This window comes from Caballeronia sp. LjRoot29 (assembly GCF_964252755.1).
Lineage (GTDB): Bacteria > Pseudomonadota > Gammaproteobacteria > Burkholderiales > Burkholderiaceae > Caballeronia.
This window is the reverse complement of sequence record NZ_CAXUPU020000028.1, coordinates 76573-89260: the sequence shown is the minus strand read 5'-3', so window position 1 is coordinate 89260 and position 12688 is coordinate 76573. Positions and strand designations below refer to the sequence as shown.

The window sequence follows — 12688 nt, the reverse complement described above, 5'->3', positions numbered from 1 at the left end:
AAAACGATGAGATCTTACTGAGCTTGCGCCTGCGGCTTGTTGGACAGTGCCAGCCTGAGCAAATCCGCAACCGTGTTCACGGAAAGCTTCTCCATGATATTCGCGCGGTGCGCTTCAACCGTCTTGATACTGATACCAAGATCGTCGGCGATCTGCTTGTTCAGGCGGCCCGCGATAATGCGCTCCAGAACCTGATGCTCACGCGCCGTCAGCTTGCCCAGCCGCTCAGCCGCAGCACGCTGCTGCTGCACGCTGGAACTCTCGGTACGCGCCTTGTTCAGCATGCGTTCAACCAGCTTGCGCAACTCGGCTTCATCGAATGGCTTTTCGATGAAATCCATCGCGCCCTTCTTCATGGTCGAGACGGCCATGGGCACGTCGCCGTGACCCGTCACGAAGATGATCGGCAGCAGCGAATTTTCCGCGATCAGCCGTTCCTGCAACTCGAGACCGCTCATGCCCGACATCCGAACGTCCAGGATCAGGCACGAGATCGCGCCTGAATGGGCGATCGGGAGGTACGCATCGAGGTACGCTTCAGCGCTCGCAAAGCACGAGACGCGGTAGCCATTGGCTTCAAGCAGCCAGCGCAAAGAATCACGCACGGCTTCATCGTCGTCGACGACAAAGACGGTTTCCTGAGTGGTGACTGTGCTCATAGCTCTCCCGTAACAGTTTGTTGTGTGGGTTGATGACTGAGAGCTTCCGATCCGCTACTGCCTGGACCATCGGCTTCTCCGATTGGCAAACTGCAATGGAATGTGGCGCCCGTAACGTTGCCCGAGGCATCGATATTGTTCACCACCCAAAGACGTCCACGATGCGATTCAATGATCGATCGGCAAATGTTCAAGCCCATGCCCATGCCATCGGACTTGGTGCTGTAGAAGGGTTCAAACAGGCGTTCCGCCGTGGCTTCGTCCACACCCGGCCCCTGGTCCACCACGCTCACGCAGACAAACCCGCCGTCCACGCGCTGCACGACCACGCGGATCACGGGATCGACGGCGTTCGGCTTGGCATCGTGCATGGCTTCCGCGGCGTTTTTCAGCAAGTTCACGAGCACTTGCTCGATCAGAACCGGATCCACATGGATCACGGGCATGCGCGAGCGGATCTCGGTGAGAATGCGAATCTTGCGTTTACGCGCTTCGATTTCCGCCAGGCCAACGGCGTCCGCAACGATATCCGCCACGCGAGTAGGCTGCCGTTTCGGTTCGCTGCGTTTCACGAATTCGCGGATGCGCTTGATGATCATGCCAGCGCGCACCGCTTGCTGCGCCGTTTTTTCAAGCACCGGCAATAACGCTTCCTGCGTCATGCGGCCCGATTTGACCAGCGCGACGCACCCCGAACAATAGTTGTTGATTGCGGCCAAAGGCTGGTTCAGCTCGTGCGCCAGCGACGAGGCCATTTCGCCCATCGTCATCAAACGGCTGGTGAACTGCAGCTTTTCTTCCTGCTGATCGGCGAGTTCCTGCGCCTGCTTGCGCGTGGTGATGTCGGTGGCGATCTGCATCTGTGCGAGGTGACCGTCCACCCACTGAATGTATTGGCGGCGAACTTCGAACCACTTCTGGATGCTCTCCACATACACTTCTTGCGCATCCGATGTGCTTTCGGTCAACGCGGTAGCGGGCAGGCCGGCGTAGGTATCGACCATATCGATGGAGTCCGACGACGTCTGCGCGGTATCGAATCCCGCACCAGCCAGTTCGAGATGACCGTCCGGGCGAATCCCGAACAAGTGCCGGTAATAGCGGTTTGCAAACAGCAGTTCGGCTTCGTCGGCAGCGAGCACGGATACGGCCGCGTCGAGACTTTCGAGCACGGTGGTAAAGCGTTCGTGCGCGGCGGCGAGATCTTCGCGGGCGCGGCGCGGCTCGGTGATGTCGGTCATGGACGACATCCAGCCGGTCTGGCGGCCCGAACTATCAATCAGCGGCGACACATAAAGCCGCGCGTGGAAGAACGAACCGTCCTTGCGGCGCACGCGCAATTCGAAGCCGGACGAGGGCGCCTTGCCGCGCAAGGTCATGTCCAGTTGCCGCTGCATTTCCGGATACGCGTCTTTCGGCCAGTACGGAAAGGGCGCCACTTTGGACACGAGATCGCTTTCGTCCCAGCCGGTCATCCGGCAAAACGCGGGATTCACGTGCGTGATCCGGCCGTGCATGTCGAGCACGCGCATGCCGATCAGCACGGAGTTTTCCATCGCGCGGCGGAAGAACGCCTCGGCGTAGAGCGCTTGTTGCGCCTCAAAGCGTTGCCGCGTGTGTTTCCACAGGCTCCACAAACTCCACAACACAAAACATGACAAACCGGCGACGAGCCAGACAAGCGTGTTGTTGGTGAAGTTCGTGAGTTGCGGATACGAATAAACGCGTACCGACACCCCTTGGCCCGGCGGATCGAGCGGCAGGTCGTAGAACATGTCGCGCGGCAGACGCGGCCGGCTGGAAGTGGTCGCGAGCTCGCGATTGTTCAGGTCGGTGATCGAAATCTTGTACTTCGCGGAGAGTTCGCTGGGGATGTCGTGCTTCAGAATCCCTTCGATGGAGAACACCGCCGCAATGGACCCGAGGAAATCGCGGTCGCGATAAACCGGCGTCTGCAACGTGATGTAGCCGTTGCCTAAATCGTCGTATAGAAGCGGGGAGTAAACCTGACGGCGGCTGGTGCGGGCTTCATCGAAGGCTGACTGAACGGCGTCGTCCATCTGCGCGTCGGTGGGCTTGGCAAGCCGTGAACCGAGGATAGGCAGCGGCGTATTGGGCCAGCGCGGCTTATGTTGCGCCGTGTACCAGTTCATGTAGAGGATCTCGGGATGCCCCTGCATGATGTCGCCCGTGGAACTCTGGAACGACGCCGGGTCTCCGTGGCCACTCGCGATGTCGCGAGCCAGTGCCTGGATCTGCTCCTGCGCGCCAGTCATGGAAAGCCTGATTTGCTGCTGCGCCCAAGCCACGTTACGGTAGAGCGTGTCTTCCTGTTGTTGCTGTTCGCGCCGGTTGAGACTCCACAAGATCAGGCTCATCACGACGAGGAACACCAGGATCGAGATCAGTGGGGTCAGCAAGTACGAGTTCGACCACCACGGTCCGTGGTGCCAGCGGGTCGGCGCCGAGTCGTTGGGTTTGCCCCGCGATCGCGCCGAGCGTGCGAAAAGCCGTTCGGTCAACATGCGCGCAATTGTAACGCAGCGCCACACTGTTAAATGGCGTAAAAAGTCTTGAAAAGGCCCGCAATTGATCGCAAGGACACCAACGAGACCATCAAAAAGTCCTTGTCCCACGGTGCGTTGCAGCATTTTTCCGCATTATGAGATTGAGTCTCATGATTCGAAATATTGCTTGCACTACAGTTCGGAGGCTCTTTAGAATTGCCGCACGCGCGCTTGTCCCTCATTGTTTTCCGCAACTATGTCTTGCGGATGGCTTAAAGGCTCGCGTCGTCTGTTCACAGAGCGTTCCTCAAATCAGGAGACGAGCATGTCAGCTGTACCCGACGAAGTAATGAAATATGTCGCCAACGCCAAGGACGACGAAGATCCCCAGGAAACAGGCGAGTGGCTGGAAGCCCTCGACGGCGTGATTTCGGCAGTAGGCCCGGATCGTGCCCATTACCTGATCGAAAAGCAGATCGAATTCGCGCGCGTTCATGGCGAACATCTGCCGTTTTCCGCGAACACGCCGTACATCAACACCATTCCGGTTGCAGCTCAGGCGAAGATTCCCGGCGACCAGGACATCGAACACAAGATCCGCTCGTACACGCGCTGGAACGCCATTGCCATGGTGCTGCGCGCCGGCAAGGAAACGAACGTGGGCGGGCACATTGCGTCGTTTGCGTCGGCGGCCACGCTGTATGACGTTGGTTTCAACCATTTCTGGCACGCACCGTCGCCCGAGCATGGCGGCGATCTCGTGTTCGTACAGGGCCATTCGTCGCCGGGTGTGTACTCGCGCGCGTTTTTGCTCGGCCGGCTGAAAGCCAGCCAGCTCGATAACTTCCGCCAGGAAGTGGGCGGCGAAGGTATTTCGTCGTATCCGCATCCGTGGCTGATGCCGGATTTCTGGCAGTTCCCGACCGTATCCATGGGCCTCGGCCCGATCATGGCGATCTATCAGGCGCGCTTCATGAAGTACATGGACGCGCGCGGCATCATCAAGGCGGGCAGCCGCAAGGTCTGGGCATTCCTCGGCGACGGCGAAACGGACGAACCGGAATCGCTCGGCGCGATCGGCATGGCCGGCCGTGAGCGGCTCGACAACCTCGTCTTCGTGATCAACTGCAACTTGCAGCGTCTCGACGGCCCGGTGCGCGGCAACGGCAAGATCATCCAGGAACTGGAAAGCGAATTTCGCGGCGCCGGCTGGAACGTGATCAAGGTGGTGTGGGGCAGCCGCTGGGACTCTCTCTTCGCCCGCGATAAAACCGGTGCACTGATGCGCCGCATGATGGAAGTGGTCGACGGCGAATATCAGACCTACAAGTCTGAGTCGGGCGCCTATGTGCGCGAGCATTTCTTCAACACGCCGGAACTCAAGGCGATGGTGGCGGAATGGTCCGACGAAGACATCTGGAACCTGAATCGCGGCGGCCATGATCCGCACAAGATCTACGCAGCGTATTCGGAAGCATCGAAGACGAAGGGTCAGCCGACCGTCATCCTCGCCAAGACCATCAAGGGTTATGGCATGGGCGAAGCCGGTCAGGCGATGAACATCACGCACCAGCAGAAGAAGCTTCACACTGATCAGCTGATGAAATTCCGCGATCAGTTCAAGCTGCCGATCCCCGACGACAAGATCGCCGACGTGCCGTATCTGGAGTTCGAAGAAGGATCGAAGGAACTCGAGTACATGCGTGCTCGCCGCCAGGAACTCGGTGGTTATCTGCCGGCGCGTCGTCAGAAGGCCGAGTCGCTGCCGGTGCCGGATCTGTCGGCATTCGAGCCGGTGCTGAAGGGCACGGGTCCGGGCCGCGAGATCTCCACGACCATGGCGTTCGTGCGGATTCTCAACATCCTGCTGAAGGACAAGGCGCTCGGCAAACGCATCGTGCCGATCGTGCCGGATGAATCGCGTACGTTCGGTATGGAAGGTTTGTTCCGCCAGATCGGTATCTGGAATCAGGACGGCCAGAAGTACGTGCCGGAAGATTCCGACCAGCTGATGTTCTATCGTGAATCGGAAACCGGCCAGATCCTGCAGGAAGGGATCAACGAAGCCGGCGGGATGTGTGACTGGATCGCGGCCGCTACGTCGTATTCGACGCACGGCGAGATCATGATTCCGTTCTACATCTTCTATTCCATGTTCGGCTTCCAGCGTATTGGCGACCTGGCGTGGGCAGCGGGCGACATGCGTTCGCGCGGTTTCTTGCTGGGCGGCACGGCTGGACGTACCACGCTCAACGGCGAAGGCTTGCAGCACGAAGACGGCCATTCGCTGATGTGGGCGGCGTCGGTGCCGAATTGCGTGAGCTATGACCCGACCTTCGGTTACGAACTCGCGGTCATCATGCAGGACGGTTTGCGTCGCATGGTGGCGGATCAGGAAGACGTGTACTACTACGTCACGGTGATGAACGAGAACTACGAGCACCCGGCGATTCCGCAAGGTGAAGGCGTAGCGACCGACATCATCAAGGGCATGTACTCGTTCCGCAAATCGGATGCCGACGCAAAAACGCCGCGCGTTCAATTGATGGGCGCGGGCACGATCTTCAACGAAGTGATCGCCGCTGCTGACCTGCTGAAGAACGACTGGAACGTCGCCGCCGATCTCTGGAGCGTCCCGAGCTTTACGGAACTGGCGCGCGAAGGTGCGCAAGTGGAGCGCTGGAACCTGCTGCATCCGGCTGAAGAGCGTCAGGTCTCGCACGTGACGAAGTTACTGAAGGACGCGAAAGGCCCGGTGATTGCATCGACGGATTATGTGCGTGCACTCGTCGATCAGATTCGCGGTTACGTGCCGAACAAGTTTGTCGTGCTCGGCACCGACGGTTACGGCCGTTCGGACACGCGCGAAAAGCTGCGTCATTTCTTCGAAGTCGACCGCTACTGGGTCACCGTCGCGGCGCTCAATGCGCTGGCCGACGAAGGCACGATCGACCGCAAGATTGTCGCCGACGCGATCAAGAAGTACGCGCTCGACCCTGCTAAACCCAACCCGATGACGGTTTAACGCATCGGCCCCCGAGTGTTGTTGCGCGAAGTCGCCTTGCTTGTCAGCAGGGCGATTTTCGCGTCGCGACCCAGGAGACAATAAACAATGAGTCAAGCGATCGAAGTCAAAGTACCGGATATCGGCGATTACACGGACATTCCGGTGATCGAAGTGCTGGTAAAAGTTGGGGACACCGTCGAGAAGGAGCAATCGCTCGTCACGCTCGAATCCGATAAAGCGACCATGGACGTGCCAAGTTCGGCGGCCGGCGTCGTGAAGGAAGTGAAGGTCAAGGTTGGCGACAATGTGTCGGAAGGTGCGTTGATCGTCGTGCTGGAAGCGGCTGAGTCGGGCGGCGCTGCCGCTGCACCGAAGGCCGCTGAAACACCTGCGCAGGAAAAGGCTCCGGCTGCATCGTCGGGCGGCGGATCGGTTGAAGTGAAGGTGCCGGATATCGGCGACTTCAAGGACATTCCGGTCATCGAAGTGAACGTGAAGGTCGGCGACAAGGTCGAGAAGGAGCAATCGCTCGTTACGCTCGAATCCGATAAAGCCACCATGGACGTGCCGTCGCCCGCAGCGGGCACGGTCAAGGAACTGAAAGTCAAGGTCGGCGACAACGTCTCGGAAGGCACATTGATTCTTGTGCTGGAAGGCGGTGAAGGAGCGGCTCCCGCAGCGGCTGCTGCCGCACCGAAGCAGGAAGCACCGAAGGCAGAAGCACCTTCGGATGCACCGGCGAAGTCCGCGCCGGCTCGGAGAGAGGCAGAAGCGCCATCCGCACTCGCGCTCGCCCCGGCTATTCCGGCAGGCGACGGAGGTTCGCGGACGTCGAGCCATGCATCGCCGTCCGTGCGCAAATTCGCGCGCGAACTCGGCGTGGATGTCGCGTCAGTCAAGGGTTCGGGTCCCAAGAACCGCATCACCCAAGCTGACGTGACCGCGTTCGTGAAGGGCGTGATGAGCGGCCAGGGTAAAGCGCCGGCGGCAGCTGCCGCAGCGCCGGCTGGTGGCGGCGAGTTGAATCTGCTGCCGTGGCCGAAGGTCGACTTCACGAAGTTCGGTCCTGTCGATCCGAAGCCGCTGTCGCGCATCAAGAAGATTTCGGGTGCGAATTTGCATCGCAACTGGGTGATGATTCCGCACGTCACGAACAACGACGAAGCCGATATCACCGACCTCGAAGCGCTGCGTGTGACGCTGAACAAGGAAAACGAAAAGGCCGGCGTGAAGTTCACCATGCTCGCGTTCGTGATCAAGGCGGTCGTTGCCGCGTTGAAGAAATTCCCGACGTTCAATGCGAGCCTTGACGGCGATAACCTCGTCTTCAAGCAGTATTACAACATCGGTTTTGCCGCCGACACCCCGAACGGTTTGATGGTTCCGGTGATTCGTGATGCGGACAAGAAGGGCCTCGTCGATGTCGCCAAGGAGATGGCCGATCTGTCGAAGGCGGCGCGCGAAGGCAAGCTCAAGCCCGATCAGATGCAAGGCGGCTGTTTCTCGATTTCGTCGCTGGGTGGCATTGGCGGGACGCATTTCACGCCGATCATCAATGCGCCTGAAGTGGCCATTTTGGGGTTATCGCGCGGCGCGATGAAGCCGGTATGGGACGGCAAGGCGTTTGTACCTCGCCTGATTCTGCCGCTATCGCTGTCGTACGATCATCGGGTTATCGATGGCGCCGAGGCCGCGCGGTTCAATGCCTACCTTTCTGCTGTGCTGGCGGATTTTCGTCGCGTGAGTCTTTGAGGGTTTTGCTTGGCGGGCCGCTTTTTGTGGCTTGCCTGTTTCCTCGTTGAACTTGCTTTGCACTGCATCTTGCGAGTCGCCCCTGTGCGGGGCGGCACTTGCTTTCTTTGAATTGCCAAAGAAAGTAAGCAAAGAAAGGCAAGTCTGCCGACGGCAGAACCAAGGGCTACGCGTTGCGTTCTTGCTTTTTGGTTCTGCCCGCTTCCTTCTTAGGGGACACCATGAGTCTCACCGAACTTAAAGTACCCGATATCGGCGATTTCAAAGACGTCGATGTCGTCGAAGTCAATATCAAAGCCGGCGACGCCATCGAAAAAGAACAAGGCGTCCTCACCCTCGAATCGGATAAAGCTTCCATCGAAGTGCCCAGCGATCTCGTGGGTACGGTCAAGGAAGTCAAGATCGCAGCCGGCGACAAAGTCTCGCAAGGCACCGTGATCGCATTGGTGGAAACGGCCGACGCCGGCAGCGAAAAGCCGGCTGCGCCCGCTGAAAAGCCCGCTGCGGCAAAAGAAGCAACTGCGCCTGCCAAGCCCGCTGAACAAAAACCCGCGGGCGGTGGATCGCAGGACGTGAAGGTGCCGGACATCGGCGATTTTACCGACATCCCGGTGATCGAAATTCACGTGAAGGCCGGCGATACAGTCGAGAAGGAGCAATCGCTCGTCACGCTCGAATCCGATAAAGCGACCATGGACGTGCCGTCTCCTGCAGCGGGCACGGTCAAGGAAGTCAAGGTCAAGATCGGCGATAACGTATCCGAAGGCTCGATCATCCTCACGCTCGAAGGCCAGGGCGGCGGTGTCAGCCAGGTCGAGGAAAAGCCGAAGGCCGCCGCGCCGCAACCAGCCGAAAAAGCCACTGCCGCACCGGCACCGAAGCCTGCCTCGTTCTCCGGTTCCGCCGATATCGAATGCGACATGCTCGTGCTCGGCGCCGGTCCCGGCGGTTATTCGGCCGCGTTCCGCGCAGCGGATCTCGGCATGAAGACGGTTATCGTCGAACGGTATGAAACGCTTGGCGGCGTGTGCCTGAACGTGGGCTGTATTCCGTCGAAAGCCTTGCTTCACGCTGCATCGATCACTGACGCCGCGAAGGAACTTGCGCACCACGGCATCTCGTTCGGTGAACCAACGATCGATCTCGACAAGCTCCGCGACTTCAAGTCGGGCGTCGTCAAGAAGCTGACCGGCGGGCTGGCCGGCATGGCGAAGGCGCGCAAGGTCCAGGTGGTGACGGGTGTCGGCAAGTTCGTCGGCCCGAATCACATGGAGATCGAAGGCAAGGACGGCAAGAAGGTCGTGCAGTTCAGGAACTCGATCATCGCGGCAGGTTCGCAAGCCGTGAAGTTGCCGTTCATGCCGGAAGATCCGCGCGTCGTCGACTCAACCGGCGCGCTCGAACTCCGCCAGATCCCGAAGCGCATGCTCGTGATCGGCGGGGGCATTATCGGCCTGGAAATGGCAACGGTGTATGCGTCGTTGGGCGCGGAAATCGATGTGGTCGAAATGCTCGATGTCCTGATGGCTGGGGCCGATCGCGACCTCGTGAAGGTGTGGGAGAAGTTCAACGCCAAGCGGTTCGCGAACGTCATGCTCAAGACGAAAACGACCAAGGCGGAAGCGAAGGACGACGGCATTTACGTGAGCTTCGAAGGCGAAAAAGCGCCGGCCGAAGCGCAGCGTTATGACCTCGTGCTCGTGGCTGTCGGCCGCAGCCCGAATGGTGGCAAGATCGGCGCGGACAAGGCTGGCGTGGCGGTGACGGATCGCGGGTTCATCAACGTCGACAAGCAGTTGCGTACGAACGTCGAGCATATTTTTGCCATCGGCGATCTGGTCGGCCAGCCGATGCTCGCACACAAGGCCGTGCACGAAGGCCACGTTGCGGCAGAAGCGGCGCATGGCGAAAAGTCCTACTTCGACGCGTTGCAGATCCCGTCGGTCGCTTACACCGATCCGGAAGTGGCGTGGGCCGGCAAGACTGAAGACCAGTGCAAGGCCGAAGGCATCAAGTACGGCAAGGCCTCGTTCCCGTGGGCTGCATCGGGCCGGGCGATTGCAAACGGCCGCGACGAAGGTTTCACCAAGCTCATTTTCGATGAAGAAACGCACCGGATCATCGGCGGCGGGATCGTCGGATTGAATGCGGGCGACCTGATCAGCGAAGTATGTCTGGCGATCGAGATGGGCGCGGACGCGGAGGATATCGGCAAGACGATTCATCCGCACCCGACGCTCGGCGAATCGATCGGCATGGCCGCTGAGTTGTACGAAGGCGTATGTACGGACTTGCCGCCGCAGCGCAAGAAGTAAAGAGCGGTTGGTTGGTTGAAAAAGCGGCGCGTTCTGTCAGGAACGCGCCGCTTTGTTTTTTGCGGGCTTGCGCGTTGGACTCGTTAGATTTGGCAGCCGGACGGTGAAAAAGCACGAAAAGAAAGTACAAAAAAACCGTCCCAACTTTCGTTGGAACGGTTTCTTATGCAGCTTGCTTGTCTCGCGGCACCACCGTATTTCCCGGCGCCACCGCGTGCGAATGAATTCGCTTAGACCGCTTTCTTGGTAGCGCGCGAAGCTTGAGCCGTAGCTTGCGAAGCAGCCTTCGTGGCGGCCGTAGCGGCTGCGTTGAAGTTGCTTTCTGCGATCTCGACAGCTTGCTTGCTAGCCTTGTGGATCGTTTCGTACGTGGTGTTGGCGGCGGTGATGGCCGACTTCATCACGGCGACAGCCGTTTCCGAACCTGCCGGGGCATTCTTCGCGACGTTGTCTACGAGTGTTTGCACCTTGCGGTTCTGGTCTTCGTATTGCTCTTCAGCAACACGGGCAAATTCAGCTTGCGTCGACGATGCGATTTCATAAAGGTGACGGCCATACGACAGCGCCTTTTCCGCGACCGGCTGAGCCAGGCTGGCTTGCAGTGCGAGCAGTTCTTGCGCATCCTTCACCGACAACACGCGTTGCGCGTTTTCCTGGCTTTCAGCCAGCGTCGACTTCACAACTTGCAGATTCAGTTCAAGCAGCTTTTCCAGACCTTCAAATGCCTTGTTCGTCAGGCCGAAGAGGGTGTCGAATTGAGCTTTGTTTGCAGCGGCGATTTGTTCCGGGGTCAAAAGGGTCATGTCACGCTCCTGAAAGAGTCGACCCATCATCAGTGCGGGTCGTGGGTTTTGGCGGAGACCGGAAATCCGGAAACCGTATGAGGCGATCAGCTATTGGTGCGTCGCAACATGGAGCCTATTCTAGGCATATTCCTAAAGATGTCAAGCATCTTTTTGTGCGACGCAACATCGGATGAATGCTTATTAAACAATGGCTTACGAGCACGCTTCTTTGTAGTGGAACTACATTTCGAGATACGTTGCACCAGCTTGGGGCGTAAGTCGCAAACGCTGTCGTTGCGCGGATCACGATTCTGGAAAAGTGGAATTTCGTTTCGAATGAAAGCCTTTTATAGCGATCAATTCGTGTTGCCGCTGCCGCCCGGGCATCGGTTTCCCATGCAGAAATATTACCTTTTGCGCGAGCGTGTTCAGGCCGAACTGCCCGATGTCGTGTTGAACGAAGCACCTATCGCAGCCGATTCCGAGTTGGCGCGCGTTCATGCGGTCGATTACATCGAGCGGGTGGTGGCTGGCGCGCTGGATGCCCGCGAGCAGCGGGAGATCGGCTTTCCGTGGTCGCCGGAAATGGTGGAACGTGCGCGGCGCTCTGTCGGGGCGACCATCGCCGTGTGTCATGCCGCTCGTCTGGATGGTTTCGCGGCAAACCTGGCGGGAGGCACGCATCATTCATATGCGTCGCACGGCGCGGGGTTCTGTGTGTTCAACGACGCGGCGGTCGCCGCGCGGGCGCTGCAGGCCGAGGCCCTGCAGCGCGATGAGCCTAAGCCGCACATTGCGATCATCGACCTCGACGTGCATCAGGGCAACGGAACCGCCGCCATCTTCCAGGACGATCCGAGTGTTTTCACGCTGTCGCTGCATGGCACGTCGAATTACCCGTTCAGCAAGGAGATGGGCGATCTCGATGTCGCGCTGCCCGACGGCTGCGGTGACAACGCCTATATAGAAGCGCTGACGCAGGCTTTGTCGACGATGTTCGAGCGTTTTGAACCTGCCATGCTCATTTATCTGGCGGGCGCCGATCCGCACGTCGATGACCGCCTGGGGCGCCTTGCGCTGAGCGTCGATGGCCTCGCGCGGCGCGATTCCCTCGTGTTCAGCGCCGCTGCCGCCCGAAATTTACCTGTGGCTATAACCATGGCGGGCGGCTACGGCCACAATATTCACGTCACCGTCGACATTCATCTCCAGACCATTCAGCTTGCCGCCGTCGCATTCGGTGTTCGGCGCGATTCGAAAGCACTCGGTACACTGCGTTCGGAAAATTTCATTTGAAACGGTTTGAAACGCAGTAAACCAAATGTGTTAACTCAACGTTAACATTCGAGATCGCCTGTTTTCGTCAAAATTTGTTGAACAAAAACTGTCGATACCAGTCGAAATGCCGGTTGAGATTCGGCATGGCTTGCCGAAAAGCTTCGTTTTTCTGTCGCCGTCCACACCATTAGTGAAATTTTTGCCTTGAGGGCGGGATCAAAAATTCTTCCTCAAGTTTTACCGACTATTGCCGATAAGAGGCTGATAGCTAAGTTTGGCAACGAAGTGTGGCAGTTAAAACGATTGCACCATGGGCGATGATTTTTTACGATCGGAACTCAGAATTTGTTCGCTCCAATAAATCGCGTCTTACAAACCGGTTTAA

The 12688-nt window shown here is 58.7% G+C and carries 7 protein-coding genes; 4 read left to right on the top strand and 3 right to left on the bottom strand.

The features are described 5' to 3' along the window. Positions 1-14: 14 nt before the first annotated feature. Together fixJ and fixL are read right to left on the bottom strand one after the other, a co-directional pair. The gene (gene fixJ, locus ACSQ83_RS25890; protein WP_414948164.1) at positions 15-659 is read right to left on the bottom strand and encodes an oxygen response regulator transcription factor FixJ; all 645 of its coding nucleotides are present in this window, start codon (positions 657-659) and stop codon (positions 15-17) included. Next, positions 656-3184, bottom strand: coding sequence for an oxygen sensor histidine kinase FixL (gene fixL / locus ACSQ83_RS25885; RefSeq protein ID WP_414948165.1), 2529 nt, complete (start codon positions 3182-3184; stop codon positions 656-658). The genes fixJ and fixL overlap by 4 nt, the downstream gene beginning before the upstream one ends. 307 nt (positions 3185-3491) lie before the next feature. On the opposite strand from fixL, the gene aceE reads away from it, so the two are divergent. From aceE to lpdA, 3 genes are all read left to right on the top strand, one after another. Beyond that, positions 3492-6191 carry a pyruvate dehydrogenase (acetyl-transferring), homodimeric type gene (aceE, locus tag ACSQ83_RS25880; protein ID WP_414948166.1) on the top strand — a complete coding sequence of 900 codons (2700 nt, stop codon included), beginning with the start codon at positions 3492-3494 and terminating at the stop codon, positions 6189-6191. 87 nt (positions 6192-6278) lie between these two features. Next, positions 6279-7925, top strand: a complete 1647-nt coding sequence (gene aceF / locus ACSQ83_RS25875; protein ID WP_436230082.1) for a dihydrolipoyllysine-residue acetyltransferase — start codon at positions 6279-6281, stop codon at positions 7923-7925. Positions 7926-8146: 221 nt separating this feature from the next. Further along, entirely contained in the window at positions 8147-10240 is a 2094-nt protein-coding gene (gene lpdA / locus ACSQ83_RS25870) for a dihydrolipoyl dehydrogenase (protein WP_436230081.1), read from the top strand. A 230-nt stretch (positions 10241-10470) separates the two neighbouring features. Here the strand turns inward: lpdA and ACSQ83_RS25865 are convergent, their stop codons facing one another. Beyond that, positions 10471-11043 (bottom strand): phasin family protein, encoded by a 573-nt coding sequence (locus tag ACSQ83_RS25865; RefSeq protein WP_414948168.1) that lies wholly within the window; start codon positions 11041-11043, stop codon positions 10471-10473. 318 nt (positions 11044-11361) lie between these two features. Between ACSQ83_RS25865 and ACSQ83_RS25860 the strand changes: the two genes are divergently transcribed. Then, on the top strand, positions 11362-12321 hold the full coding sequence (locus ACSQ83_RS25860) for a histone deacetylase family protein (protein ID WP_436230080.1): 960 nt from the start codon (positions 11362-11364) through the stop codon (positions 12319-12321). The last annotated feature ends 367 nt before the right edge of the window (positions 12322-12688 follow it).